Annotated in this window: 23 protein-coding genes and 1 pseudogene; 16 read left to right on the forward strand and 8 right to left on the reverse strand. The window is 74.5% G+C overall.

What is annotated here, in order from left to right:
- Window positions 1-135: 135 nt before the first annotated feature.
- The gene (locus ADK86_RS20285) at window positions 136-2,757 is read right to left on the reverse strand and encodes a helix-hairpin-helix domain-containing protein (RefSeq protein ID WP_053697828.1); all 2,622 of its coding nucleotides are present in this window, start codon (window positions 2,755-2,757) and stop codon (window positions 136-138) included.
- Window positions 2,754-3,737, reverse strand: coding sequence for an aldo/keto reductase (locus ADK86_RS20290; RefSeq protein ID WP_003986310.1), 984 nt, complete (start codon window positions 3,735-3,737; stop codon window positions 2,754-2,756). The genes ADK86_RS20285 and ADK86_RS20290 overlap by 4 nt, the downstream gene beginning before the upstream one ends.
- Before the next feature lie 196 nt (window positions 3,738-3,933).
- Here ADK86_RS20290 and ADK86_RS20295 point away from each other — a divergent pair, with 196 nt between their 5' ends.
- Both ADK86_RS20295 and ADK86_RS20300 read left to right on the forward strand, forming a co-directional pair.
- Entirely contained in the window at window positions 3,934-4,989 is a 1,056-nt protein-coding gene (locus tag ADK86_RS20295; protein WP_030596000.1) for an LLM class F420-dependent oxidoreductase, read from the forward strand.
- 237 nt (window positions 4,990-5,226) lie between these two features.
- Window positions 5,227-6,015, forward strand: coding sequence for a hypothetical protein (locus ADK86_RS20300; RefSeq protein WP_053697829.1), 789 nt, complete (start codon window positions 5,227-5,229; stop codon window positions 6,013-6,015).
- 62 nt (window positions 6,016-6,077) lie between these two features.
- Here the strand turns inward: ADK86_RS20300 and corA are convergent, their stop codons facing one another.
- Entirely contained in the window at window positions 6,078-7,073 is a 996-nt protein-coding gene (gene corA, locus ADK86_RS20305) for a magnesium/cobalt transporter CorA (protein WP_030595997.1), read from the reverse strand.
- Between the two features lie 155 nt (window positions 7,074-7,228).
- Here corA and ADK86_RS20310 point away from each other — a divergent pair, with 155 nt between their 5' ends.
- From ADK86_RS20310 to ADK86_RS20335, 6 genes are all read left to right on the forward strand, one after another.
- Window positions 7,229-7,927 (forward strand): histidine phosphatase family protein, encoded by a 699-nt coding sequence (locus ADK86_RS20310; protein WP_030661700.1) that lies wholly within the window; start codon window positions 7,229-7,231, stop codon window positions 7,925-7,927.
- 126 nt (window positions 7,928-8,053) lie between these two features.
- Complete coding sequence (locus tag ADK86_RS20315) at window positions 8,054-8,644, forward strand: DUF3090 domain-containing protein (RefSeq protein WP_078886956.1); 591 nt, start codon at window positions 8,054-8,056, stop codon at window positions 8,642-8,644.
- Window positions 8,644-9,579, forward strand: a complete 936-nt coding sequence (locus ADK86_RS20320) for an SCO1664 family protein (protein ID WP_234345946.1) — start codon at window positions 8,644-8,646, stop codon at window positions 9,577-9,579. The genes ADK86_RS20315 and ADK86_RS20320 overlap by 1 nt, the downstream gene beginning before the upstream one ends.
- A gap of 132 nt (window positions 9,580-9,711) precedes the next feature.
- Window positions 9,712-10,941 (forward strand): cysteine--1-D-myo-inosityl 2-amino-2-deoxy-alpha-D-glucopyranoside ligase, encoded by a 1,230-nt coding sequence (mshC, locus tag ADK86_RS20325; RefSeq protein WP_030634931.1) that lies wholly within the window; start codon window positions 9,712-9,714, stop codon window positions 10,939-10,941.
- A gap of 158 nt (window positions 10,942-11,099) precedes the next feature.
- Complete coding sequence (locus ADK86_RS20330; protein WP_053697830.1) at window positions 11,100-12,059, forward strand: SMP-30/gluconolactonase/LRE family protein; 960 nt, start codon at window positions 11,100-11,102, stop codon at window positions 12,057-12,059.
- Between the two features lie 8 nt (window positions 12,060-12,067).
- Window positions 12,068-13,096: a superoxide dismutase gene (locus tag ADK86_RS20335; protein ID WP_159393901.1), complete on the forward strand. Its 1,029-nt coding sequence runs from the start codon at window positions 12,068-12,070 to the stop codon at window positions 13,094-13,096.
- On the opposite strand, the gene ADK86_RS44590 is transcribed toward ADK86_RS20335, so the two are convergent.
- The 5 genes and pseudogenes from ADK86_RS44590 to ADK86_RS20350 all read right to left on the reverse strand — a co-directional run bounded on the left by ADK86_RS44590 (window position 13,045) and on the right by ADK86_RS20350 (window position 16,211).
- Window positions 13,045-13,239, reverse strand: coding sequence for a helix-turn-helix domain-containing protein (locus tag ADK86_RS44590; RefSeq protein WP_420718866.1), 195 nt, complete (start codon window positions 13,237-13,239; stop codon window positions 13,045-13,047). The genes ADK86_RS20335 and ADK86_RS44590 overlap by 52 nt on opposite strands.
- A 131-nt stretch (window positions 13,240-13,370) precedes the next feature.
- Window positions 13,371-13,442: pseudogene (locus ADK86_RS45680) on the reverse strand (hypothetical protein); the annotation flags it as partial.
- 54 nt (window positions 13,443-13,496) lie between these two features.
- Window positions 13,497-13,631 (reverse strand): hypothetical protein, encoded by a 135-nt coding sequence (locus ADK86_RS45685; RefSeq protein ID WP_420718867.1) that lies wholly within the window; start codon window positions 13,629-13,631, stop codon window positions 13,497-13,499.
- A gap of 88 nt (window positions 13,632-13,719) precedes the next feature.
- Entirely contained in the window at window positions 13,720-14,889 is a 1,170-nt protein-coding gene (locus tag ADK86_RS20345) for a serine hydrolase domain-containing protein (RefSeq protein ID WP_053697832.1), read from the reverse strand.
- Between the two features lie 158 nt (window positions 14,890-15,047).
- Window positions 15,048-16,211 carry a PAC2 family protein gene (locus ADK86_RS20350; protein ID WP_078952137.1) on the reverse strand — a complete coding sequence of 388 codons (1,164 nt, stop codon included), beginning with the start codon at window positions 16,209-16,211 and terminating at the stop codon, window positions 15,048-15,050.
- 327 nt (window positions 16,212-16,538) lie between these two features.
- Here ADK86_RS20350 and ADK86_RS20355 point away from each other — a divergent pair, with 327 nt between their 5' ends.
- The 8 genes from ADK86_RS20355 (at window position 16,539) to ADK86_RS20390 (ending at window position 25,432) form a co-directional block, all read left to right on the forward strand.
- Window positions 16,539-17,903, forward strand: coding sequence for an enolase C-terminal domain-like protein (locus tag ADK86_RS20355; protein ID WP_053697833.1), 1,365 nt, complete (start codon window positions 16,539-16,541; stop codon window positions 17,901-17,903).
- Window positions 17,900-18,685 carry an SDR family NAD(P)-dependent oxidoreductase gene (locus ADK86_RS20360; protein ID WP_199834438.1) on the forward strand — a complete coding sequence of 262 codons (786 nt, stop codon included), beginning with the start codon at window positions 17,900-17,902 and terminating at the stop codon, window positions 18,683-18,685. The genes ADK86_RS20355 and ADK86_RS20360 overlap by 4 nt, the downstream gene beginning before the upstream one ends.
- Before the next feature lie 76 nt (window positions 18,686-18,761).
- Window positions 18,762-19,784 carry a sugar ABC transporter substrate-binding protein gene (locus tag ADK86_RS20365; RefSeq protein ID WP_053697834.1) on the forward strand — a complete coding sequence of 341 codons (1,023 nt, stop codon included), beginning with the start codon at window positions 18,762-18,764 and terminating at the stop codon, window positions 19,782-19,784.
- 11 nt (window positions 19,785-19,795) lie between these two features.
- Window positions 19,796-21,580 carry a sugar ABC transporter ATP-binding protein gene (locus ADK86_RS20370; RefSeq protein WP_234345947.1) on the forward strand — a complete coding sequence of 595 codons (1,785 nt, stop codon included), beginning with the start codon at window positions 19,796-19,798 and terminating at the stop codon, window positions 21,578-21,580.
- A complete protein-coding gene (locus ADK86_RS20375; RefSeq protein WP_053697835.1) occupies window positions 21,577-22,608 on the forward strand; it encodes an ABC transporter permease in 1,032 nt (343 codons plus the stop codon). The genes ADK86_RS20370 and ADK86_RS20375 overlap by 4 nt, the downstream gene beginning before the upstream one ends.
- A 13-nt stretch (window positions 22,609-22,621) precedes the next feature.
- A complete protein-coding gene (locus tag ADK86_RS20380) occupies window positions 22,622-23,638 on the forward strand; it encodes an aldo/keto reductase (protein WP_053697836.1) in 1,017 nt (338 codons plus the stop codon).
- The gene (locus tag ADK86_RS20385; protein WP_078952138.1) at window positions 23,635-24,465 is read left to right on the forward strand and encodes an amidohydrolase family protein; all 831 of its coding nucleotides are present in this window, start codon (window positions 23,635-23,637) and stop codon (window positions 24,463-24,465) included. The genes ADK86_RS20380 and ADK86_RS20385 overlap by 4 nt, the downstream gene beginning before the upstream one ends.
- A 220-nt stretch (window positions 24,466-24,685) precedes the next feature.
- A complete protein-coding gene (locus ADK86_RS20390) occupies window positions 24,686-25,432 on the forward strand; it encodes an SDR family NAD(P)-dependent oxidoreductase (protein WP_053697837.1) in 747 nt (248 codons plus the stop codon).
- Window positions 25,433-25,454 lie beyond the last annotated feature (22 nt).

Consider the following 25,454-nt stretch of genomic DNA (forward strand, 5'->3'; position numbering starts at 1 on the left):
GTGACGGCGGGGCCGGGCGGCGCGTCTCCGTGGGGAGGCGCCGCCCGGCTTCGTACGGAAGCGCCGCCCGGCCCCGTACGGGGGCGGGTGTCGACCGGTCCCGTACGGGCGCGCCGCCCGGCCCCTGCCGGGTGATCAGCCGGCCAGGGCGTCCGCCGTGGCCTGGACGGTGTGCAGCTGGAGCAGCGTCCGCAGGCGGGTGGTGCGCTCCTTCGCCGGGATCTCGGCGACCGCGCGCGGCAGCGCCTGGTCCACGCCCTGCACGACCGACAGGTGGCGCTCGGCGCGGCCGAAAGCCGTGTAGACCCAGGCGCGGGTGAGGCCCTGGGCGGCGTCGCCCGGCAGGACCACCACGGCGGCCGGCCAGCGGGTCCCGACCGCCTGGTGGGCGGTGATCGCCCAGCCGTGCCGGACCGTGTCGGCGCCGACCCGCTCGCGCGGGACGACCACGGGGGCACCGGCGCACTCCAGGTGCAGACCGGCCGCGTCGGCGCCGGTGACCGTCCCGGGGACGGTGCGGCCGGGGACGGGGGAGTAGGCCACGCGGTCGCCCGGGTCGAAGCCGCCGAACCGGCCGGGGCCGGGGTTCAGCCGCTCCTTGAGGGCCGCGTTCAGCGCGCGGGTGCCCGCGGCGCCGCCGTGGCCGACGGTGATGACCTGGGTCTGCTCGGCGGGGACGCCGATCGCGCGGGGCACCGAGTCGGCGACGAGCTGCACCGTACGGTGCACCGCCTCGCCCGGGTCGCGGGCCGGGACGATCACCACCTCCTTGCCGGGCGCCTCGACCTGGTTCAGCTCGCCGATGCCGATGCCGGAGACCAGCTCGCCGACCGGGCCGAAGTCGGGGGTGCGGGAGGCGACCTGGGGGCAGCAGCGGGCGGCGAGCACATCGGCGAACAGCCGTCCGGGACCCGCCGACCACAGCACGCCGGGGTCGCCGCTGAGGACCAGCCGGGTGCCGTCGGTCAGCGACTCGACGAGCATCGCGGCGGTTTCCAGGTCGAGCTGGGGCGCGTCCAGCACGACCAGGACGTCGAGCGCGAGGGCGCCGTCCGCGTCCCGGCCGGGCCCTTCGCGGCCGGCCAGCAGCCCGGAGAGCGTGACGGCGGCCTTGGCGGCGTCCTCGGGGGCGCCCGGCGCCGCGGCCAGGTCCGCGAACGCCTCGGTGGCCTCGGCGATCTGCCGGGACAGCCGGGCGCGGCCGTCGGCCGTGTGGGTGGCGCCGCAGGCGCGCAGACCGAGGGCGCGGGCCGCGGCGATCAGCGCGGCGGGCTCGGCGCGGGCGGCCTCGGCACCGGTGTGCGCGACCAGGCCGCTGCGGGCCGCGGCGCGGATCAGTTCGGCGGCGGAGGGGGAAGGGGCGGCCGTCGCGGCGGCCTCCCACCGGGCCGGGCCCGGCTGCCGTACGGGCCGTACGGGGGAGTCGGTGTCCGGCTGCGGCGCGCCGGTGTCGGGCTCCGGTGCGTCGGCGTCGGGCCGGTCACCGCCGTCTTCGTCGGCTCCGGCGTCGCCCTCGTCGTCTGCGGTCCCTTCATCGCCTTCGGAGGCGGCACCGTCCGCGTCGGAAGGCTCCTCGAAGGTGTTGAGCAGCCGGGCCAGGCCGTCCGCGACGCTCTCCTCGGCCATGGCGAACCGGTCGAGCCCGAGCAGGATGCGGACCGGCTGCTCCTCGTCCTCGTCGTCCGCCGCCGGACGCGCCCCGGGGGTCTCGATGGCGTCCTGGAAGACCAGCACGGCGCCCTCGGCGATGGCCGTTTGCAGCGCCTCGTCCGGGTCCGGTACGGAGCGCTGGGCGAGCGCTGCGCGCAGCGCGGACGCCTCCAGCGCGGAGTGCCCGGCCAGGGCCGCCTGCTCCAGCAGCCAGCCGACCAGGGCCTGCGCGCGCCGCTCGTCGTCCGGTCCGCAGGCCGGGCCGAGCAGCGCCCGCGCGAAGCCGTCGGCCTGCTCGGGGCGGACGCCCGGCACGGAGAGCAGCTGCCAGGGGTCCTCGCGCAGCGCCTCCGCCGCGCGCTCGCCGAGCGTTTCGGCGATCTTCCCGGCCAGCGCCTCGGGGGCGCCGCCCGCCGTCAGCACCTGCCGTACGCCGTCGAGCCCGGGGGCCAGGTCGGCCGTCGTGGCCGGGTGCGGGGCGGCGTGCTCGGCGGGGGCGGGGCGGTTCGGGCCGTCGCCGTTCGGGGCCGGGTGGGTGTGGGCTTGGGGACCGTTCTGGGGGCTGCTGGGAGCGCTGGTTCGGGCATCGCTCTGGGCGGGCCGGGCCGCGCTTTCCGGCGCGGAGCCCGCCGGCCCGCCCGCCGGCCCACCCTGACCGGCACGTTCCTGGGAACCGGCCGCCGGAGCCGGAACGCCGCCGTTCTTACGGGCCCCCGCTGCCGCGCCCGTACCGCCCGCCCGAGGAGAGCGCGCGGTGAAGAACGAGTCCGCCGACCGCTCACCGCTCTCCACGGCCCGCACCGCCGCCGCCAGCGCCGCGGCGGTCGGCACACCACCCTGCCCGGCGGCACTGGCCCCACCGGCAGCACCCGCGCCGCCCGAACCGGCCCCAGCCCCGGCCGCACCCGGGTCCGCACCGCCCGCACCCGTCTCCGGACCGCCCGCACCGGCTGCCCCAGGGACATCCGCCCCGGGAGCATCCACCCCAGGAGCCCCCTGACCCCCCGCCCCGGAAGCGCCCGCCGTGGCGGTCTCCCCCTCGGTGGTCTCCGGGCCGGGCGCGGTGGGCTCGGGCGCGGCCTCGTCGGAGAGGCGGTCGGTACTCACAGCGTGCTCCAGTCGTGGTCGGGGTAGTGGTGCACCGGGGCCGAGATGTCGTCCAGGGCCCGGCAGATCTCGTCAGGAAGACTAAGGGTCTCCACTGACAATGCCGCTCTGAGCTGCTGCGCCGTGCGTGCGCCGACGACCGGGGCGGCGACTCCGGGGCGGTCGCGCACCCATGCGAGAGCCACTTGCAGCGCGGTGACGGCGAGGCCGTCGGCGGCCGTGGTGACCGCTTCGACGATCCGGCTCGCGGTGTCGTCCAGATACGGGGCGACGAACGGCGCGAGCTGTTCCGAGGCGCCGCGGGAGTCGGCCGGGGTGGCGTGGCGGTACTTGCCGGTGAGCACCCCGCGCCCCAGCGGCGACGAGGGCAGCAGGCCGACGCCCAGGTCGCGCGCCGCGGGCAGCAGCTCCCGCTCGATGCCGCGCTGGAGGAGGGAGTACTCCATCTGGGTGCCGGCCAGGCGCGTCCGTATGGTCGGCGCGGACAGCTGCCAGGTCGCCGCCTTGGCCAGCTGCCAGCCGGAGAAGTTCGAGACGCCCACATAGCGCGCGCGGCCGGTGGCCACCGCGATGTCGAGCGCCTGAAGGGTCTCCTCCAGCGGGGTGTGCGGGTCGAAGGCGTGCAGCTGCCACAGGTCGACGTAGTCCGTGCCGAGACGTTCCAGCGAGGCGTCGAGCGCGTCCAGCAGGTGGCGGCGGGAGCCGTCGACGCGGCGGTCCGCGGCCAGGACGCTGCCCGCCTTCGTCGCGATCACCAGGTCCCGGCGCGGCACCAGCTGCTCGCAGAGGCGGCCGAGGAGGTACTCGGCGCCGCCGTCCGCGTACACGTCCGCCGTGTCCACGAGGGTGCCGCCGGCCTCCCAGAACGCCTTGAGCTGTTCGGCGGCGTCGTGCTCGTCGGTGTCCCGGGCCCAGGTCAGTGTGCCGAGGCCGAGACGGGACACGCGCAGGCCCGTACGGCCGAGGTGCCTTTGCTCCATGAACCTTGAGATTACTGGCCCGTCGGCCTGGCCAGGGGACCCTGTGGACAACCGCCGGCCGGTGCGCCGCCGGCCTGTGGACAACCCGGCGGCCCGCCCCGGCACCGCGCCGTCCGGGGCCGGCCGGTGACGCCCGGCACCACCCCGCGCTAGAGTCCCCGGAACACCGACGTTACTGATCAGTAAGGGGAGCGCGATGAAGCTCGGGATCAACCTCGGCTACTGGGGCGCCGGGATGGACGCGGACAATCTGGCCGTGGCGCAGGAGGCGGACCGGCTCGGCTACGCGGTCTGCTGGGCCGCCGAGGCGTACGGCTCCGACGCGCCCACCGTGCTCTCCTGGGTCGCCGCCCAGACCGAGCGCATCGACGTCGGCTCGGCGATCTTCCAGATCCCGGCGCGTACGCCCGCGATGACCGCGATGACCGCCGCCACCCTCGACTCCCTGTCCGGCGGCCGCTTCCGGCTGGGCCTGGGCGTCTCCGGGCCGCAGGTCTCCGAGGGCTGGTACGGCGTGAAGTTCGACAAGCCGCTGGCCCGGACCCGCGAGTACGTGGAGATCGTCCGCAAGGCGATGACGCGCGAGCGGCTGTCCTACGAGGGGCAGCACTGGACGCTGCCGCTGCCCGGCGGCCCCGGCAAGCCGCTGAAGCTGACCGTGCACCCGCAGCGCACCCACATCCCGCTCTACATCGCCGCGATCGGCCCCAAGAACCTCACCCAGACCGGCGAGATCGCCGACGGCGCGCTGTTGATCTTCCCCTCCGCCGACCACCTGGAGGAGACGGCCGTCGCGCACATCCGGGCGGGCCGCGAGAAGGCCGGCAAGACGCTGGAGGGCTTCGACATCTGCCCGACGCTGCCGCTGGCCGTCGGCGCCGACAAGGACGTCAGCGCGCTCGCCGACACCTTCCGCCCGTACACCGCGCTCTACGTGGGCGGCATGGGCAGCCGCAAGCAGAACTTCTACAACCAGCTCGCGCGGCGCATGGGCTACGAGAAGGAGGCGACCGAGATCCAGGACAAGTACCTGGCCGGCGACAAGGAGGGCGCGGCGGCGGCGATTCCGCACCAGCTGATCGACCAGACCACGCTGCTGGGCTCCGTCGAGCGCATCGCGGACCGGATGCAGGCGTACGCGGCGGCCGGGGTGACCACGCTGACGCTCGCGCCCGCGGGCTTCACGCTGGAGGAGCGGATCGCCTCGCTGCGGGCGGGCTCCGAGGCCCTGGAGCGCGCGGGGCTGGCGTAGCGCCGTCGGCTGCGGCCGTGGTGGGGGCTCGGGGGTCTTCCCCGCCACGGCCGTCACCCGGCACAACGCCGGTACGGCCCGCGTGGTTACGCGGCGGCGCCCCGCACCGCCGCCGCTCCGCCTTCCGGCCGCCCCGCCGGTCATCCGAATGCACGAGATGGCCGACGCATCGGTTGCCACTCCCTACGTACCGCTCTTTACTTTTCTTTTGCGGATGTGGCGTAGGGGAGGTGCCCGATGCTCTCGGCGCGAAGCGTGTTCCAGGAGATTGTCGACCACGACGAGTCCTACCGGCTCTTCTGCTCCATCGCGGCCAGCGGCGAGGCGCAGGGCGGCTGGGAGAACGGCCGGATCGCCGCGCTGGTCCCCGCATCCCAGCGTGCCCTGGCCCCCAAGGTCGCCCGGCACGGCGCCGACGAGGACAAGCACGGCCGCCTGTTCAACGCGCTGCTGCGCAAGCGCGGCCTGGACCCGGTGCCGGTCCCCGAGGCCACCGACTACACCGCCCTCCTGGAGCGCCGGGGGATCGGTCTGGCCCACGACAAGCTGCGCCGTGACGAGCCGCTCACCGAGCGGGACATCATCGTCTACCTCGCGCACAGCCGGGTCACCGAGCAGCGCGCCGCCGAGCAGATGGACCTGCTGAAGAAGTACTTCGGCGAGCACCCGGAGCTCGGCCGGGCGATCCGGATGATCGCGCAGGACGAGGAGAACCACCTCGCCTACTGCCACGAGGAACTGCTGCGCCTGGCGGAGCAGGGCCACGGCCCGGTGATCCGGCGCACGCTGAGGGACTGTGCGCGTGTCGAGATCGAGGTCCACCGGGACGTGAGCCTGGCGGTGATGGCCCACATGGGCCGCATTCTGGGCTGGTCGCGGGCCAGGTCCGCGGTCCTCGCCGCCGGCATCCGCGCGGTGTACGCCTACGAACGGTTCGGCGGCCGGCGCCGGATGGTCACGCTGCGGTTCCCCGAGCGGCGCGACGCGCTGGGCGGTCCGGCCGCCTCGGCGCCGGAGTTCGTCTGAAGGCGTACGGGGGCGCGTGACCCGGGCGGCAGCGGTCCGTACGCCCGCGTGCGCGCCGTCGCTCACAGCCAGCCGCGGCGCTTGAAGGTCCGGTACAGCAGCAGCTCGATGATCACCATCAGCAGCAGGATGCCGTAGTAGCCCCAGGACCACTTCAGCTCCGGCATGTGCTCGAAGTTCATGCCGTACACACCGGCGATCAGCGTCGGTACGGCCGCCAGCGCCGCCCACGCGGAGATCTTGCGCATGTCGTCGTTCTGGCGCACGCCCATCTGTGCCAGATGGGCGCTGAGGATGTCCGACAGCAGCCGGTCCAGGCCCTCGACGGACTCGTTGGCGCGGGTGAGGTGGTCGCCGACGTCCCGGAAGAACGGGCGGGCCTCGTCGTGCACGAAGGGCACCCCCGGATTCTGCAGGCGCAGCATCGGCTCCACCAGCGGGTTGGCGGCCCGCCGGAACCCCAGCACCTCGCGCTTGAACGCGTAGATCGCCGCCGCCGTGTTGTTGCTGTCCCCGCCGCGGGACGGGGCGAACACCTCCGCCTCCAACTCCTCCAGGTCCACCTGGAGTTCCGCGGCCACCTCGATGTAGTGGTCGACCACGGCGTCGCCGACCGCGTACAGCACCGCGGTGGGGCCGTGCCGCAGGACGTCCGGCTCGTGCTCCAGGCGGCGGCGCACCGCGGCGAGCGGGCTCGCCTCGCCGTGCCGGACGGTGACCACGAAGGAGTCCCCGAGGAAGATCATCAGCTCGCTGGCGGAGACGGAACCCGCCGCGTCGTCGTACGCGATTGGCTTGAGCACCATGAACAGCGAGTCGTCGTACACCTCCAGCTTCGGCCGCTGGTGCGCCTTGAGCGCGTCCTCCACGGCGAGCGGGTGCAGCCCGAACTCGCTGCTGACCCGGTCGAACTCCTCCTCGGTGGGCTCGTGCAGCCCGAGCCACAGGAAGGAGTGCCCTTCGGCGCGCGCCGCTTCGAGGGCGTCGGAGAAGTCCTCCGGCCCTTCGGTGCGGCGGCCGTCCTGGTAGATGGCGCAGTCGACGATCACACTGGGCATTGTCACTCGCGCTCCCGGACCATGCCAGGAACGCAGGGCAGGGCGGGGGGCGCGGGGTGTACGGGTACGGACCCGAACCGCCTTCGAGGACTTGCTGTACGGACTCTACGGACCTCCGTCCGGTGCCGCGCCGCCAAGAACGTAGGCTGGCTGCCATGCCCACGCTGATCCTGGTACGGCACGGCCGCTCCACCGCCAACACGTCCGGCCTGCTCGCCGGACGGACGCCCGGAGTGGCCCTCGACGAGCGCGGCGCCGCCCAGGCCGCGGCCCTGCCCGGCCGCCTGGCGGACCTGCCGCTCGCCGCCGCCGTGAGCAGCCCGCTGCAACGCTGCCTGGAAACCTTGCAGCCCCTGCTCGACGCCCGCCCCGGCCTGCCGCTGCACACCGAGGACCGCATCACCGAATGCGACTACGGCGACTGGTCGGGCCGCAAGCTGGCCGAGCTGAACGACGAGCCGCTGATGGAGGTCGTCCAGCAGCACCCGTCCGCCGCCGCCTTCCCCGGCGGCGAGTCGATGCGCGGCATGCAGGCGCGCGCCGTGGACGCGGTCCGCGACTGGAACGCCCGGATCGAGGCCGCGCACGGCCCCGAGGCCGTCTATGCGATGTGCTCGCACGGCGACATCATCAAGTCGCTGGTCGCCGACGCCCTCGGGCTGCACTTCGACCTGTTCCAGCGGATCTCGGTCGAACCCTGTTCGCTGACCGCGATCCGCTACACGCGGCTGCGCCCGTATGTCGTACGCCTCGGCGACACCGGTGACTTCGGCACACTGGCACCGAGGGAGGACGGCAGCTCGGCGGCGGACGACCGGGACGCGGCCGTCGGCGGCGGCGCGGGCGGACCGTGATCAGCGGGCGCAGTAGGGTGGTGCGACGACGCTGCCGGCCACACCTTCCGCGCACCATAGCCGCACGCATCACCCACAGGAACCGCAGCGACCACCACCCCGCAGTCGAGCAAACGGAGCAGGACGTTGTCCCGTCAGGTGTTCTTCTACGACGCGCCGGACCGCTTCGTGGCCGGTACGGTCGGGCTGCCTGGCCGCCGTAGCTTCTTCCTCCAGGCGTCGGCCGCCGGCCGCACCACCAGTGTCGCCCTGGAGAAGACCCAGGTCGCCGCGCTCGCCGAGCGCATCGACGAGCTGCTGGACGAGGTGGTGCGCCGCAGCGGCGGCAACGCCCCCGTCCCCGCGGTCGCTCCCGCCGAACCGGCCGACACCGCGCCGCTGGAGTCGCCGGTGGAGGAGGAGTTCCGGGTCGGCACCATGGCGCTGGCCTGGGACGGCGACGAGCAGCGCATGATCATCGAGGCCCAGGCGCTGGTCGAGCTGGACGCCGACACGGACGAGGACCTGGCCGAGGCCGAGGAGCGGCTGCTCCAGGACGACGAGAACGGTCCGCCGATGCTGCGGGTCCGCCTCACCGGCTCGATGGCCCGCTCGTTCGCCAAGCGGGCCCTGGAGGTCGTCAACGCGGGCCGCCCGCCGTGCCCGCTGTGCAGCCTGCCGCTCGACCCGGAAGGACATGTGTGCCCGCGCCAGAACGGGTACCGGCGGGACGCGTGATGCCGGGGGAGGAGACGGTGGCGGCCGACGGCGCCGGTGCGGCCGACCGGGTGGCGGACCGCCGGACGGGTGGGAGCCGGGACGGCGGGACGCGCGGCGGAGCCGACGGCGGCATATCCGCCCGGGCCGCCGCCGAGCGCCCCGTACGGCTGTCCGCCGACGCGCTGGCCCGCGGCGAGCTGACCGTACGCGGACAGGTCCGGGAGGCGTCCAACGCCGTCCTGTACTGCACGATCACCTATGAGGGCGCCACCGGCTCTTGCGTCTACAAGCCCGTCGCCGGTGAGCGCCCGCTGTGGGACTTCCCCGACGGCACGCTCGCCCAGCGCGAGGTCGCCGCCTACGAGCTGTCCCGGGCCACCGGCTGGGACCTGATCCCCACCACGGTGCTGCGCGACGGCCCGTACGGCCAGGGCATGGTCCAGGAGTGGATCGAGGCCGCGCCGGAGGACGCCGAGCTGCTGGCCCTGGTCGAGCGGGACGAACCGGGGCCCGGCTGGAAACCGGTGGGTTTCGCCGAGGTCGGCGAAGGACGCACCGCGCTTCTGGTACACGCCGACGACGAGCGGCTGCGCCGCCTCGCCGTCCTGGACGCCGTGATCAACAACGGCGACCGCAAGGGCGGCCACCTGCTGCCCGCCGCCGACGGCCGGCTCTACGCCATCGACCACGGCGTGACCTTCAACGCCGACGACAAGCTGCGCACGCTGCTGTGGGGCTGGGCGGGCGAGCCGCTGACCGCGGAGGCCCGTACGGTGCTGGAGCGGCTCGCCACGGCGCTGGCCGAGGGCGCCCCGCTCGCCACCCGACTGGCCGCGCTGATCACCGGCGCCGAGCTGGCGGCGCTGCGCGCACGCGTCGCGGACCTGCTGCGCACCGGGGTGCACCCGCGGCCCGGCGGCGACTGGCCACCGATTCCCTGGCCACCGGTCTGACCGGCGGCCGGGGGCCGGCGAGGGCCCTTCTGGGCGCACTGCACACTTGGCCGCCCGGCACAAGAGTCCGCATTCGGCCAAGATCCGTGGTCCGGTTCGTATGCGGAACATGCGTCCGGTTACGCTCAAGGCATGCATGCATGGCCCGCTTCTGAGGTCCCCGCCCTGCCCGGTCAGGGCCGCGACCTGAGGATCCACGACACCGCGACCGGCGGACGGGTGACCCTCGACCCCGGTCCCGTCGCCCGTATCTATGTCTGCGGCATCACGCCGTACGACGCCACCCACATGGGGCACGCGGCGACCTACAACGCGTTCGACCTGGTCCAGCGCGTGTGGCTCGACACGAAGCGCCAGGTGCACTACGTGCAGAACGTCACCGACGTCGACGACCCCCTCTTGGAGCGGGCGCTGGCCACCGGCGACGACTGGACCGCGCTGGCGGAGCGCGAGACCGCCCTCTTCCGTGAGGACATGACCGCCCTGCGGATGCTCCCGCCGCGCGAGTACGTCGGCGCCGTCGAGGCCATACCGTGGATCGTGCCGATGGTCGAGCGGCTGCGCGACAACGGCGCCGCCTATGAGCTCGAAGGCGACATCTACTTCTCCGTCGAGGCCGACCGGCACTTCGGCGAGGTCTCCCGGCTCGACGCCGAGGCGATGCGGGTGCTGTCCGCCGAGCGCGGCGGCGACCCGGAGCGCCCCGGCAAGAAGAACCCGCTCGACCCGATGCTGTGGATGGCCGCCCGCGAGGGCGAGCCCAGCTGGGACGGCGGCTCGCTGGGCCGCGGCCGGCCGGGCTGGCACATCGAGTGTGTCGCCATCGCCCTGCAGTACCTCGGCATGGGCTTCGACGTGCAGGGCGGCGGCTCCGACCTCGCCTTCCCGCACCACGAGATGGGCGCCTCGCACGCCCAGGCGCTGACCGGCGAGCACCCCTTCGCCCAGGCGTATGTGCACGCCGGCATGGTCGCCCTGAACGGCGAGAAGATGTCCAAGTCCAAGGGCAATCTCGTCTTCGTCTCCAAGGTGCGCCGCGACGGCACCGACCCGGCGGCCATCCGCCTGGCCCTGCTCGCGCACCACTACCGGGCCGACTGGGAGTGGACCGACGCGGTCCTGGAAGAGGCCGTGGAGCGGCTGGCGCGCTGGCGTGCCGCGGTCTCCCGCCCGGACGGCCCGCCCGCCGAGGCGCTGCTGGAGGAGATCCGTACGGCGCTCGCCGACGACCTGGACTCGCCGGCCGCGCTCGCCGCGGTCGACCGCTGGGCCGCCGCGCAGCAGGCGGACGGCGGCAGCGACGAGGGCGCGCCCGGCCTGGTCTCGCGCGCTGTGGACGCGCTGCTCGGCGTCGCGCTGTAGCCGTACGGCGGGCTTGGCTTCCCACCCACCCACCGGGGCGTTCCCTCTCGTGAGGGAGCGCCCCGATTCGCTTGTGAAGACCGGCCGTTGTGGCGGGCGGTGGGCGGCGGAGTGTGCTGGGCTGGCGTCACAGGACCCTCGCAGGAAGGACGTGCACCATGCACCGCTCCCTGTCCCGCCGAAGACTCCTCGCCACCGGTACGGCCCTGGGCGCCGGAGCCGCCCTGGCACCGCTCGGCCCCCTCGCCCCGCCCGCGCACGCGGCCGGCGACTGGCCCATCACCTTCTCCCTGCCCGACGGATTCCGGCCGGAAGGCATCGCCATCGGCCGCGGCCCGTACGCGTATTTCGGCTCCATCGGCGACGGTTCGGTCTACCGCGCCGACCTGGCCACCGGCCGGGGACGGCTGATCACCGGCAGCCTCGGTACGGACCGGCAGTCCGTCGGCCTCAAGCTCGACGCCAGGGGGCGGCTGTTCATCGCGGGCGGCCTGGGCAGGGTGCGCGTCGTGGACGCGCGCAGCGGCGCCGTCCTGGCCTCGTACGAGGTCGGCGGCGGCGTGCCGGCGCTCGTCAACGACGTCGTCCTCACCCCGGACGCCGCCTACTTCACCGACTCCTACCAGGCCCGGCTGTTCGTGCTGCCCCTCGGCCGGCACGGCGAGCTGCCCGGCCCCGACGGGATCCGCACCCTGCCGCTGACCGGGGAGTGGGTCCAGAGCTCCTTCACGGCGAACGGCATCGAACGTACCCCGGACGGTGCCGCGCTGCTCGTGGTCAACGTCGTGGCCGGGGCGCTCTTCCGCGTCGATCCGCGCACCGGGGACGCCCGCAAGGTGCCGCACACCGGCCCGCCGCTCGTGAACGGGGACGGACTGCTGCTCCTGGGGCGCCAGTTGTACGTGGTGCAGCAGTTCCAGAACGCCGTGGACGTGCTGCGCCTGAACGGCAGCGGCACCCGCGGCCGGGCCGTCGCCCGGATCACCGACCCGCGCTTCGACATCCCGACCACCGCCGCCGTCTGCGGCGACCGCATCTATCTGCCCAACGCCCGCCTGAGCGTCGACCCGCCGCTGCCGACCACGACGTACACCGTGGTCGCGGTGGAGCGCGTATGACCCGCCGCATGCGAGGACGCCCGGCCGGGCCGCGCTCCCTGACCCGCCGGAAACTGCTCGCCACGGGCGCCGCCCTGGGAGCGGGCGCGGCACTCGGCTCCGTTGCGCCCGCCGCGGCCCGCGCCCGTACGGCCGCCGAACCCGGCCGTACGGTCTTCCGGCTGCCCGACGGCTTCCGGCCGGGCTGCGTCGGCGACGGGCGGTTCAACCTCCTCTACTTCGGCTCGCTCCACGACGGTTCGGTCCACCGGATCGACCCGGCCACCGGGGAGGGCGCCCCCGTCCACCGGGGCACCGGCGGCCCGGCGGTCGCCCTCCAGGTCAACTGGCAGACCTCCCTGTTCATCGCGGGCGGCGCGAGCGGCGAACTGCGCGTGATCGAGGGCGGTACGGGCGCGGTACGCGGCATCTATCCGCTCGGCGGCGCGGGGGCGTACGCGAGCGATCTGATCGGGCTCGGCGCCGGGCACTACGTGACCGACGCCGCCCGGCCCTCCGTCCACCTGCTGCCGTACGGCCCTTTCGGCTCTCTCCCGCCCCCGCCGGGCGGCATCGTCACCCTGCCGCTGACGGGGGAGTGGGTGCAGGGCGACGGGCCCACGGCCACCGGTATCACCTACGCGGACGACGGCGGCCTGATCATCCTCAACTCCGCGGCGGGAGCCCTGTACCGGGTCGATCCGAAGACCGGGAACGCCGTACGCATCCCCCACCACGGCCCGTCGCTGTGCGGCGCCGACGGACTGCGCACCCTGGGCGGCCGCCTCTACGTCGTCCGGCCGGAGCGGAACGCGGTGGACGTGCTGCGCCTCGACCCGGCCACCGGCAGCACGACCGTCGGCCGCCTCACCGACCCGGGCCTCGACGTGCCGGGCAAACCGGCGGTGGACTGGTCGCGTACGCAACTGTGCGTCCCCAACACCCGCCGGGGGACGCCGCCGACCCCCACGACCCCGTACACCGCGCTGTCCCTGCCGGTAGGAGATCAGAACGGCCCCGGCCCCAGCCCCGGAGGGGGAACGATGCCGGCCTCGTGAGCCACCACCGCGGCGGCGGCCCGGTTCCCCACGCCCAGGCGCGCCAGGATGGAACGGACATGGGCCTCGACCGTGCCCTCCACCACCTGCAACTGCCGGGCGATCTGCCCGTTGGACAGGCCGCCGCCGAGGAAGGCCGGCACGTCCCGCTCCCGGCCGGTGAGGGACCGGACCCGGTCGCGGGCGGCGGCCCGCCGGGCGGCCCGAGATGCTCCACCGCGGCCGCCGCCCGGCTCCCGGTCTCGCCCGCGGCGCGCCGGTGGTGCTCCGCGAGCCCGGGTGCGAGCTTCAGCGTGCCGGCGCACAGGGCGATCAGACCGAGGGCGTGGCCGAGCACGTCGTGCATGTCCCGGGCGATCCGGGCCCGCTCGGCCAGCCGGGCACGCTCGACGAGCCGCCGCTATTCGCGTTGCAGCTGCTCGGCCCGCTTCCAGCCCGCCTGAGTCCGCCGCCGGAACCGGCCCGCCCACCAGGCGCACGGCGTGGCGGCCGGCGTCACGGCCACCACGGCCGGCACACCTGAACCGTCTGTCATCGCCGCGTCCCCTTCCCCCGCTCAAGAGCGGCACCGGCCGCCCCGGCCACACCAGGAGCCGGACCGGCCGCTCTGATCGTTACGGATCTCAGCGTTCGCCCGGCGCGAAGGCGGCCCGTACGACGCGGGCGGCGACCGGATTCATCGTCTCGCCCTTGGCGTCCACCGCGTTGACGGAGTACACCAGCGTCCGCGACAGGTCCCGGGTGGCCGCGATGAGCGTGTTATAGCCGGGCCGGGCGCCGCTCTTGCCCCAGACGATCCGCCCGTGACCGAGGTCGTAGCGCTGGAGGCCCGCGCTCATCGTCGCGCCCTCGACGTCCGGCAGCGTGAACATCTCCTTCTCCAGCAGCGGTTGCGGCACGATCTTCCCCCGGAACAGCGCGACCAGGAACTTCTCCAGATCGGCGGTGGTGGAGATCATGTCGCCCACCGCCCAGCGGTCCGACATGTTCCACTTGGTCGCGTCCACCACCGCGCCGCTCGTCAGCCGCTGGTAGCCCCGGTGGTGCGGGCCGTGGATCCGCGGGTCGGGCCCGCCGGGGAACGAGGTGTGCGCCATGCCGGCCGGCCGGAAGACCCGGATCTTCGCCTGGTGCTCGTACGTGTCGTGGGTGACCTTCTCGATCAGCATGCCGAGCACGGTGTAGTCGATGTTGCTGTAACGCTGCTTCCTGCCCGGCCCCTCACCGGGCCCGCGGTAGGGCCCCTTGGCGACGGACGCCGCGACCACGTCCCGCGGGGAGAGGGTGCAAAAACGGTTCTCGTAGCCCTCGGCGTCCGCCGGGCCCAGCGACGCGCCCGGCTGCAGCCCGCTGGTGAAGGTGAGCAACTGCCGTACGGTGATGGGCTCGAAGGCATCCGGCAGCAGGCCGGGCAGATAGTGCTGGACGGTGCCGTCCAGGTCGATCCGCTTCTCCGCCGCGAGCTGGAGGACGAGCGCCGAGGTGACCACCTTGGTGGTCGAGCCCGCGCGGAACCGCGCGTTCTCCAGGGGCCCGCGGCCGGTGGACAGGTCGCGCACCCCGGCGCTCCCGTGCCAGCTGCCGTGCCCGCCCACCCGTACCAGCGCGGCGGTCGTGTCCCGGTCCGGCAGCCCGCCGAGCGCCTCCCGGAGCGCTGCGGCGTCCGGGCCGTCGGACCGCTGGGAAGCCGCCGGGTGCGCCCCGGCCGGTGTGGGGGCCGCGGCCGCCGGGCTCACGGCGGACCCGATGACAAGTGCGGCGATCAAGGTGGCGGTGGCGGCGCGGGTACGCAAGGGGACTCCAAGGGTGGGCGGATCACGGCTCTTCGTACGAAGACCAAGAGCAGCTTTCCGGACCCGCGCCCGCGAGGGATCACCGGTGAGGAGGAGCACGTGCCCGCACCGCCTTAGGGGACGACCCGGAGCCGCCCCGGTGGCAGCCCCTGGTGGGGTCAGCCCTCGGAGCCGTCCGCCGGGCCGTCCTTCGGGCTGTCCGTCGGGCTGTCCTCCGGGGCCTCGGCGTCCGGCTTGCGGGAGTCCGGGCCGCTGCCTGCCGAGTCCGGTCCCTTGGCCTCCGGTCCCCTGGTCTCCTGGCCCTTGGGGTCCGTCGGGCCGCCCGGTTCGCGGCCCGGGTCCTTGGACTCCTTCGCCTCCTTCGGAGCGGGCTTCGGCGGGCGGGTGCGGCCGCTGGCCGTGTCGCGCAGGTACGAGCCGTCCCGGCCGTCGGCGACGCCGCCCTCGGTGGCCAGGCCGGGGCCGGCCTGCGGGTCCCGGCGGCGCAGATAGCGTTCGAACTCGCGGGCGATGGCCTCGCCGGACGCCTCCGGCAGATCGGCGGTGTCCCGCGCCTCCTCCAGCGACTGGACGTACTCGGCGACCTCGCTGTCCTCGGCCGCCAGCTGGTCCACGCCCAGCTGCCAGGCGCGCGCGTCCTCGCTCAGCTCGCCCAGCGGGATGCGCAGGTCGAGCAGGTCCTCCAGGCGGTTCAGGAGCGCCAGGGTGGCCTTCGGGTTCGGCGGCTGGGAGACGTAGTGCGGCACCGCGGCCCACAGGCTGACGGCCGGGACGCCCGCGTGGGTGCACGCCTCCTGGAGGATGCCGACGATGCCCGTCGGGCCTTCGTACCGGGTCTCCTCCAGGTCCAGCCGGCGCGCCAGGTCCGGGTCGGAGGTGACGCCGCTGACCGGCACCGGCCGGGTGTGCGGGGTGTCACCGAGCAGCGCGCCCAGCACCACCAGCATCTCCACGCCCAACTCGTGCGCGAAGCCCAGGATCTCGTTGCAGAACGAGCGCCAGCGCATGCTGGGCTCGATGCCCCGTACCAGCACCAGGTCGCGGGGCTTGCCCTTGCCGTTCGCGTCGGCGATCCGGACGACGGAGAGCCGGGTCGTGGGCCATGTGATCTTGCGGACGCCGCCGTCCAGCCAGACGGTCGGGCGGTTGACCTGGAAGTCGTAGTAGTCCTCCGCGTCCAGCGCGGCGAACACCTCGCCCTTCCATTCCCGGTCCAGATGCGCGACCGCGGCGGAGGCGGCGTCGCCGGCGTCGTTCCAGCCCTCGAACGCGGCCACCATGACCGGGTCGATCAGCTCGGGAACCCCCTCGAGCTCGATCACCCAGCGCCTCCTTCCGACCGGCGCCGCCTCCTCGGGGCGGCCACCGGCAGCAGTTCCTTTGCGTGCGCCCCCAGCCTACGGCGTCCGTGGTACCCCCACGCAGCCCCTGTGCACGAACGAGTGTGCATACATCCGACGTGTTCGGATTGCGTCCGCCCCTGCCCCCGTACCGGCCCCGCGCCCGGCCCGACACCGCCCGGCGTCCGAAAACCGACGCCGGTCCGTACCGTCCGCACGCCCCCTGGACGCTGCCACGGAGCGGCGCTATACATCGGGGGTCCGGGAAAGGTCCGATGTTCCTCCGCGCCCGTCCCTGGAGGCGTACGCATGGCCGTCACCGACACCGTCACGGAGGTGGAGGTCCACGACGTCCGCTTCCCCACCTCCCGGGAACTCACCGGCTCGGACGCGATGCACCCGGACCCGGACTACTCCGCCGCCTACGTCGTGCTGCGTACCGCGGCGGGCGGCCGGGGCCACGGCCTGTGCTTCACCATCGGCCGCGGCAACGATGTCGTCTGCGCCGCGGTCCGCGCCCTCGCCCCGTACGTGACCGGCCGCCCGGCCCCCGCCACCGCCGCCGATCTGGCCGCCCTGCACCGCGACCTGACGCACGACTCGCAGCTGCGCTGGCTCGGCCCCGAGAAGGGCGTGGCGCACATGGCGGCCGGGGCGCTGGTCAACGCCGCCTGGGACCTGGCCGCCACCCGCGCCGGCCTGCCGGTCTGGGCGTTCCTGGCCGCCATGTCCCCCGAGGACCTGGTCTCCCTCGTCGACTTCCGCTACCTGTCCGACGCGCTGACCCCGGACGACGCGCTGGCGATCCTGCGCGCCGCGGAACCGGGCCGGGCCGCCCGCACCGCCCGTCTGAAGGCCGAGGGCTACCCCGCCTACACCACCTCGCCCGGCTGGCTCGGCCACGACGACGCCACCCTCGTCCGGCTGGCCCGGCAGGCGGTGGCCGACGGCTTCCGGCAGATCAAGCTCAAGGTGGGCGCCGACCTGGACGACGATCTGCGGCGGCTGCGGCTGGTGCGGGAGGCCGTCGGGCCCGGGGTGCGGATCGCGGTCGACGCCAACCAGCGCTGGGACGTGGCGGACGCGGTCCACTGGATGACCGCGCTCGCGCCATTTGAGCCGTACTGGATCGAGGAGCCGACCAGCCCCGACGACGTCCTCGGGCACGCCGCCGTGCGCTCCGGCCAGCCGGTCAGGGTCGCCACCGGCGAACACGCCGCCAACCGCGTGGTGTTCAAACAGCTGCTCCAGGCGGGCGCGGTGGACTTCGTGCAGATCGACGCGGCCCGGGTGGCGGGCGTGAACGAGAACGTGGCGATCCTGCTGCTGGCCGCCAAGTTCGGTGTGCCGGTGTGTCCGCACGCGGGCGGTGTCGGGCTGTGCGAGCTGGTGCAGCACCTGGCGATGTTCGACTATGTGGCGGTGTCCGGCACCCGGCGGGACCGGGTGATCGAGTACGTCGGCCACCTCCACGAGCACTTCACCGACCCGGCCGTCGTCACCGGCGGCCGCTACCGCGCGCCCGCCGCCCCGGGCTTCTCCGCCCGTATGAAGCCGCTGTCGGTCGCCGCGTACCGCTTCCCGGACGGGCCCGTGTGGCGGGCGGGGCCGGACGGCGATCCGGACCTGGACCCCGACTTGGACCCGACGGGTGGTCAGGAGGGCCCGGAATGAGCACCGCCTTGGAAGGGCGCGACTTCGCGGGCATGGCGGCGCTCGTCACCGGCGGCGCCTCCGGCATCGGCGCCGCCACCGCCGCCCTGCTGCTGCGCCGCGGCGCCCGGGTCGCCGTACTGGACCGCGACCCGGCCGGGGCGCCGCCCGGCACGGTGCCCGTGACGGCCGACGTGACCGACGCGGACGCCGTACAGACCGCGGTCGCCACCGCCGTGGACGTGCTCGGCGGGCTGGACGTCCTCGTGGGCAACGCGGGCATCGGCGCCGTCGGCACGGTCGAGGACAACGCCGACGCGGAGTGGCGGCACGTTCTGGACGTCAACGTCCTGGGGCTGGTGCGCACCGCGCGGGCCGCCCTGCCGCATCTGCGGCGCAGCGCCGCCGACCGCCCCGGCCGCGCCTCGATCACCCACACCTGCTCCATCGCCGCCACCGCCGGACTGCCGCAGCGCGCCCTCTACAGCGCCAGCAAGGGCGCCGTGCTCTCCCTCACCCTCGCCATGGCCGCCGACCACGTCCGCGAGGGCATCCGCGTCAACTGCGTCAACCCCGGCACGGCCGACACCCCGTGGGTCGGGCGGCTGCTGGACCGGGCGCCGGACCCGGCGGCCGAGCGGGCCGCGCTCAACGCCCGGCAGCCGATGGGCCGGATGGTCACCGCCGACGAGGTCGCCGCCGCCATCGCCCACCTGGCGTCCCCGGCCGCCTCCGGCATCACCGGCACCGCGCTCGCGGTCGACGGCGGCATGCAGGGGCTGCGGCTGCGCCCCGTCACCTGAGGTACGGCGGGGCCACCGCGGACCGTACGGGACGGGCGGCGCAGCACCGTCGTACACCTCGACCTAGGACGGGACCATGGGACTGCGTACGACCGGCGCGGCGGCGTGTGCCCTGCTGCTCGCCGCGGCGCTCGCCGGCTGCAACCGGGGCAGCGACGCCCGCGGGAAGATCGGCATCGATCTGCCGCGGGCCGACACCGACTTCTGGAGCTCCTACCAGGACCACATGGAAAAGGAGCTGGCCGCGAGCCGGACCAGGGCGCTGCCGCTGTCCAACTCGCAGAACGACGTGGCCAAGGTCGTCTCCAACGTGCAGGCGCTCACCGCCCAGGGCGCCGGAGCGGTGGTGATCGCCCCGCAGGACACCGGCGCGATCACCGCCGAGCTGCGCCGGCTCGCGGACCGGAAGATCCCCGTGATCAGCGTGGACACCCGGCCCGACGCGGGCCCGGTCACCATGGTCGTGCGGGCCGACAACCGCGCGTTCGGCGAGAAGTCCTGCGACTACCTGGGCCGCAAACTGGGCGGCCGAGGGCGGGTCGCGGAGCTCCAGGGGGACCTCAGCTCCGTCAACGGCCGGGACCGCTCCGAGGCGTTCGCCGCCTGCATGCGGAAGAAGTACCCGGGAATCACCGTGCACGAGCTGCCCACCGACTGGAAGGGCGAGGTCGCCTCCGCCAAACTCCAGAGCCTGCTGGGCCGGTACCCGGGCACCGACGGCATCTACATGCAGGCGGGCGGTGCGTTCCTCCGGCCCGTCCTGGCCCTCCTCGAACAGCGGGGCCTGCTCAAGTCGGCCGGTACCGCCGGGCACATCACGGTCGTCTCCAACGACGGCATCCCCGAGGAGCTCGCCGCCATCCGCGCCGGAACGATCGACGCCACGCTGTCCCAGCCGGCCGACCTGTACGCGAAGTACGCGCTGTACTACGCCCGCGCGGCGCTCGCGGGCCGCACGTTCACGCCCGGCCCGACGGGCCACGGTTCGAAAATCGTGAAGATCCCGAACGGGCTGGAGGACCAGCTGCCGGCCCCGCTCGTCACCCGGGCCAACGTGGACGATCCGCGACTGTGGGCCAACCGGCCCGCGGGGGAATAGAGGTGGCGACCGTGAGGGACGACACGGACGAGGGCAGGGCGGGCCCGCCCGCCGTACAGGCCGAGGGCATCGTCAAGCGCTACGGGCCGACCGTGGCCCTGGACGGCGCCGGGCTGACCGTACGGCGCGGCGAAGCGCACGCCCTCGTCGGCCGCAACGGCGCCGGGAAATCCACCCTGGTGTCCGTGCTCACCGGCCTGACCCGGCCGGACGCCGGACGGGTCGCCTTCGACGGCGCACCGGCACCCCGCTGGGGCGACACCGCCGCCTGGCGGCACCGGGTCGCCTGCGTCCACCAGAAACCGATGACGGTCCCCGAACTGACCGTCGCGGAGAACCTCCACCTGAACCGGTTCCCGGACGGGCGGTTGATCCGGTGGCGGGCGCTGCGCGCGCGGGCCGCGGCCCTGCTGGCCGAGTACGGCGTCGACGTCGACCCCGCGGCCCGGATCAAGGACCTCGGCGTCGAGCAGCGGCAGTGCGTCGAGATCGCCCGCGCGTTGTCCGGCGGCGCCCGGCTGATCATCCTGGACGAGCCCACCGCCCGGCTCGACGCGGGCGGCATCGCCCGCCTCTTCGCCAAGCTGCGCGCCCTGCGCGCGACCGGCGCCGCGTTCCTGTTCATCTCGCACCATCTGCACGAGGTGTACGACCTGTGCGACACCGTCACCGTCCTGCGCGACGCCCGTCCGGTGCTGACCGCGCCGGTGGCAGGGTTGGCCGAGGACGACCTCGTGGCGGCGATGACGGGGGAGCGGGCGGCCCGCTCCGGCCCGGGAAGCGCCACCAGGGGGCCCGCGGGCGACGTGGTGCTGCGCACCGAACGACTGACGCTGCGCGGGGCGTTCGCGCCGCTGGACCTGACCGTACGGGCGGGCGAGGTGGTGGGCCTGGCCGGGGCGGCGGCCGGCGGGAACACCGCCGTCGGCGAGACGCTGGCCGGCGTACGCGCTCCGGACGGCGGGCGGATCGAGGTGCGCGGGCGGCCCGTACGGACCGGCAGCGTGCGGCACGCGATCGAGGCGGGCATCGGCTACATACCGGAGGACCGGCACCGCGACGGGCTGGTCCCCGGCCGCAGCGTCGCCGAGAACGCCACGCTGGCCGTCACCGACCGGCTCGGCCCGCTGGGCACGGTGCTGCCCTCCCGTACCCGCGCGTTCGCCCGGCGCATGATCACCGCCCTGGACATCCGCACCACCGGCCCCGGCCAGCCGGTGTCCGGGCTCTCCGGCGGCAACCAGCAGAAGGTCGTCGTCGCCCGGGCCCTGGCCCGCGAGCCCGCCGTGCTGATCGCGGTCCGGCCCACCAACGGGGTGGACGTGAAGTCCAAGGACGCGCTGCTGGGCGTCGTACGGGACGTGGCGGCGGCCGCCAGCGGCGTCCTTCTCGTCTCCGACGAACCGGACGACCTGCGGATCTGCGACCGGGTCCTGGCGATGTTCCACGGCCGGGTCGTCGCCCGGTTCGGACGGGGGTGGCGGGAGGGGGAGTTGGTGGGGGCGATGGAAGGGGTGGAGGGGGCGGGGGAGAAGGGCTCGGAGGGGCCGGACGGTGTGATCGATCCGTACGGTACGGGCGGCCCTTCCGGCACTCCCGACCCACGCGGCGCCCCCGATTCTCTCGGCACTCTCGATCCGCCCGTCACTCCCGGCTCGAACGCCATCCCCAGCCCGAACGCCATCCCCAGCCCGAACGCCACCTCCGGCCCGGACGCCACCCCCGGCTCGAACGCCGCTACCGGCCCGCCCGGCACCCCAGGCCCCAACGGCCCCCAAGGAGGCGACCCGCCATGACCGACACTGCACGGCAGCAGGCGCCCGGCCTGGCGGACGCGCCGGCGCGCAACCGGGCGCGTCCCGCGCTCGCCCGCTGGCGCGACGTGTCCCTGGTGCCGGTGATCCTCGTCCTCGGCGTCACCGGCTTCATCGTCTCGCCCGCCTTCCTGACCCGGGACAATCTGGTCGGCGTCGTGCAGCAGTCCACCGAACTCGGCCTGCTGGTGCTCGGCGAGGCGCTGATCCTGATCAGCGGGCGGATGGACCTGTCGCTGGAGTCCACCATCGGCCTGGCGCCGGTGCTCGCCCTGTGGCTGGTGATGCCCGCGCACGGCGGGCGGTTCGCCGGCCTGGAACTGCTGCCGCAGTGGACGGCCGTACCCCTGTGCCTGGCCCTGGGCGCCGCGGTCGGCGCGGCCAACGGATTCCTGATGCTCAAGCTGCGCGTCAACGGCTTCATCGCCACCCTCGGCATGCTGACCATGCTGCGCGGCCTGCAACTCGGCATCTCCGAGGGCCGGTCGATCGGCGATGTGCCGGAGTCCTTCGCCTACCTGGGGCGGGCCGCCTGGCTCGGTGTCCCGGCCGCCGTCTGGATCTGCCTGGCGCTGTTCGCGCTCGGCGGCGCGGCCCTCGGGTATCTGCGGCACGGCCGGGCGCTGTACGCGATCGGCGGCAACCCGGAGGCCGCCCGTACGGCCGGTATCCGGGTGGACCGGATCACCTGGGCCGTGCTCGCCGCCGGCGGTCTGCTGGCCGCCTTCGCGGGCATCCTCTACACCGGCCACTACGGTGCCGTCTCCGCGAGCCAGGGCAACGGCTGGATCTTCCAGGTCTTCGCCGCCGCCGTCATCGGCGGCATCAGCCTCAAGGGCGGCCGCGGCACGCTCTTCGGCGCGCTCACCGGCGTCCTGACCCTCCAGCTGGTCATCAACGTCATGACGCTGGGCGGGGTGCCGCCGCTGTGGACCCAGTTCCTCAACGGCCTGATCATCATCGTCGCGCTGGTCATCTCCCGGTTCGCGGGCGGCGAGCAGCAGGACTGAGCAGGAGGATGCGATGCCGTACATACCGCGCCGGGCACGGCGGCTGGGCCGTACGCGCGTGACCGTGCCGCCCCTCGGCCTGGGCTGCGCGCCCCTCGGCAACCTGTACCGGCCGCTCTCCGAGGACTGCGCCCGGCAGACCGTGCACGCCGCCTTCGCCACCGGCGCCCGCCACTTCGACACCGCGCCGCACTACGGACTCGGCCTCTCCGAGGCACGGCTGGGGCGGGCGCTGGCCGGGCGCGACCGCGCCGCGTACACGCTGTCCACCAAGGTCGGGCGGCGGCTGCGGCCCCTCGCGCCCGGCGAGACGGTGGACGGCCAGGGCTACACCGCGACCCCGGCGCGCGCCCGCGTGTGGGACCTGTCCCGCGACGGCATCCGCCGCACGCTCGCCGCGTCCCTGGAGCGCCTGGGCGTCTCCGCCGTGGACATCGTCTACCTGCACGACGTCGAGGAGCACATCCCCGAGGTGTACGGGACCGGCTTCGCCGCCCTCGCCGAACTGCGCGCGGAAGGCGTGGTGGGCGCCATCGGCTTCGGGCTGAACCGCAGCGACGCGGCGGCCCGGTACGTCGCCGACCTCGACGTGGACGTGGTGCTGTGCGCCGGGCGCTGGACCCTGCTCGACCGCGGCGCCTTCGACGACCTGCTGCCGGTCTGCGCCCGTCGCGGTACGTCGGTCGTCGTCGGCGGCGTCTACAACTCCGGGCTGCTGGCCGACCCGTCGCCCGGCGCCCCGTACGACTACGCGCCGGCGCCCGCCGCGCTGGTGGAGCGGGCACGGCGGCTCGCGTCCGTGTGCGCGGAGTTCGGCGTGCCGCTCAAGGCCGCCGCGCTGCGCTTTCCGTTCGGCCACCCGTCCGTGGCCGGGATTCTGGCGGGCGCCGCGTCGCCGGAGGAGGCCCGGGAGAACGCCGCCCTGTTCACGTACGACATTCCGGACGCCCTGTGGCACGCCCTCACCGACCGCGGGCTCCTCGACCCCGACCTGCCGCTTCCCACCGCCGACCCGGGGGTCCGCCCGTGACCGGCCGTATCGACGCCCACCACCACCTCTGGGACCTGTCCCGGCGTCCGCAGCCCTGGATGGACGGCGCCTGGGCCGACCCGATCCGCCGTACGTACACCCTCGACGACCTGGCGCCGCACCTCGACGCGCACGGCATCCACGGCACCGTCCTCGTCCAGTCCTCGGCCTCCCGCGCCGAGACCGCCGAACTGCTCGCGGTCGCGGCCCGCTCGCCCGTCGTCCGGGGCGTCGTCGGCTGGGCCGACCTGACCGACCCCGGGCTGCCCGGCGTCCTGGACACGATGCCGCCGCTCCTGGTGGGCCTGCGCCACCAGGTCCAGGACGAACCCGACCCGCACTGGCTCGCCCGCCCCGCCGTACGGCGCGGCCTGGCCGCCGTCGCGGACGCCGGTCTCGTCTACGACCTCCTGGTCACCCCGCGCCAACTGCCCGCTGCGCTCGCCGCCGCCCGCGCGCTCCCCGCCCTCACGTTCGTTGTCGACCACGCCGCCAAACCCGCCATCGCGGCCCGCGCCTGGCAGCCGTGGGCCGACGGCCTGGCCGCCCTCGCCCGCCTCCCCAACACCGTCTGCAAACTCTCCGGCCTGGTCACCGAGGCCGACTGGCCGACCTGGCGCCCCGCCGACATCCACCCGTACGCCCGCCACGCCCTGGACACCTTCGGCCCCCACCGCACCCTGTTCGGCTCCGACTGGCCGGTCTGCACCCTGGCCGCCTCGTACGAGGACGTCGTCACCCTGGCCGAAGAGGCGACCGCCCATCTCACGGCGGATGAGCGGGCGGCGGTGTTCGGGGGGAATGCGGTGGGGGTTTATGGGGTGTAGGGGTGAGGTGGGAGGTGCGCCGCACGAGGTGGGGGAGTTCGCCGCGGAGTGCGCTGCACCGGGTGGCCGTCGCCCGATCCATACGCCGGTGATTCCCCGTCCGGTTTCCGCCAGCGGCGCCGCTCTCCGGCCACGAGTATCGAGGTGTGCCGCCTAGGGCGACACATCACAAGAACTCGGCACATAGCGCGACAAGCGCAGGCAACACGGAGGGGCGGACATGACTACCGCGCAGCTCGACGGCAAGGTGGCGCTGGTGACCGGCGGGAGCCGGGGGATCGGGGAGGCCGTTGCGGTGCGGCTCGCCGAGGACGGGGCCGATGTGGCGTTCACGTACCGCGGCGAGGAGGCGCGGGCGGTGCTCGTGGCGGAGCGCATCGAGAAGCTGGGGCGGCGGGCCTGGGCGGTGCGGGCGGACAGCGCGGACACCGCGGCGGTACGGGCGTCCGTGGACAGCACCGTGGAGCGCTTCGGGCGGCTGGACATCCTCGTCAACAATGCCGGGCTCGGCGTTCTCGGACCCATCGAGGGGATCTCCGAGGAGGACGTGGACCGCGTCCTGGCCGTCAACGTCCGCGCGCCCTTCATCGCGGCGCAGGCCGCCGCCGGACGGATGACCGAGGGCGGGCGCATCATCAGCATCGGCAGCTGCATGGCCGAGCGCGTCGCCTTCCCCGGCGGCTCGCTGTACGCCACGAGCAAGGCCGCGCTCACCGGCCTGACCAGGACCCTCGCCAGGGAACTGGGCCCGCGCGGCATCACCGCGAACCTGATCCACCCGGGGCCGATCGACACCGACATGAACCCGGCCGACGGCGAGAGCGCGCCGATGCAGGCCCAGTTGACGTCGCTCGGGTCCTACGGGCGCCCGGCGGATGTCGCCGCGACCGTGGCGCACCTCGCGGGTGAGGGCGGCCGGTATGTGACGGGCGCGTCGATCGCGGTGGACGGCGGGTTCGCCGTCTGACGCAGGGGGGAGGGGCGCCGCC

The sequence above is a fragment of the Streptomyces sp. NRRL F-5755 genome, assembly GCF_001279365.1.
Lineage (GTDB): Bacteria > Actinomycetota > Actinomycetes > Streptomycetales > Streptomycetaceae > Streptomyces > Streptomyces rimosus.

What these genes read in the sequence shown, in the direction of transcription:
- ADK86_RS20290 (WP_003986310.1), bottom strand. Translation starts at nt 3,737, where the DNA reads ATGGAGCAAAGGCACCTCGGCCGTACGGGCCTGCGCGTGTCCCGTCTC.
- ADK86_RS20295 (WP_030596000.1), top strand. Translation starts at nt 3,934, where the DNA reads ATGAAGCTCGGGATCAACCTCGGCTACTGGGGCGCCGGGATGGACGCG.
- ADK86_RS20300 (WP_053697829.1), top strand. Translation starts at nt 5,227, where the DNA reads ATGCTCTCGGCGCGAAGCGTGTTCCAGGAGATTGTCGACCACGACGAG.
- corA (WP_030595997.1), bottom strand. Translation starts at nt 7,073, where the DNA reads ATGCCCAGTGTGATCGTCGACTGCGCCATCTACCAGGACGGCCGCCGC.
- ADK86_RS20310 (WP_030661700.1), top strand. Translation starts at nt 7,229, where the DNA reads ATGCCCACGCTGATCCTGGTACGGCACGGCCGCTCCACCGCCAACACG.
- ADK86_RS20320 (WP_234345946.1), top strand. Translation starts at nt 8,644, where the DNA reads ATGCCGGGGGAGGAGACGGTGGCGGCCGACGGCGCCGGTGCGGCCGAC.
- mshC (WP_030634931.1), top strand. Translation starts at nt 9,712, where the DNA reads ATGCATGCATGGCCCGCTTCTGAGGTCCCCGCCCTGCCCGGTCAGGGC.
- ADK86_RS20330 (WP_053697830.1), top strand. Translation starts at nt 11,100, where the DNA reads ATGCACCGCTCCCTGTCCCGCCGAAGACTCCTCGCCACCGGTACGGCC.
- ADK86_RS20335 (WP_159393901.1), top strand. Translation starts at nt 12,068, where the DNA reads ATGCGAGGACGCCCGGCCGGGCCGCGCTCCCTGACCCGCCGGAAACTG.
- ADK86_RS45685 (WP_420718867.1), bottom strand. Translation starts at nt 13,631, where the DNA reads ATGACAGACGGTTCAGGTGTGCCGGCCGTGGTGGCCGTGACGCCGGCC.
- ADK86_RS20355 (WP_053697833.1), top strand. Translation starts at nt 16,539, where the DNA reads ATGGCCGTCACCGACACCGTCACGGAGGTGGAGGTCCACGACGTCCGC.
- ADK86_RS20360 (WP_199834438.1), top strand. Translation starts at nt 17,900, where the DNA reads ATGAGCACCGCCTTGGAAGGGCGCGACTTCGCGGGCATGGCGGCGCTC.
- ADK86_RS20365 (WP_053697834.1), top strand. Translation starts at nt 18,762, where the DNA reads ATGGGACTGCGTACGACCGGCGCGGCGGCGTGTGCCCTGCTGCTCGCC.
- ADK86_RS20375 (WP_053697835.1), top strand. Translation starts at nt 21,577, where the DNA reads ATGACCGACACTGCACGGCAGCAGGCGCCCGGCCTGGCGGACGCGCCG.
- ADK86_RS20380 (WP_053697836.1), top strand. Translation starts at nt 22,622, where the DNA reads ATGCCGTACATACCGCGCCGGGCACGGCGGCTGGGCCGTACGCGCGTG.
- ADK86_RS20390 (WP_053697837.1), top strand. Translation starts at nt 24,686, where the DNA reads ATGACTACCGCGCAGCTCGACGGCAAGGTGGCGCTGGTGACCGGCGGG.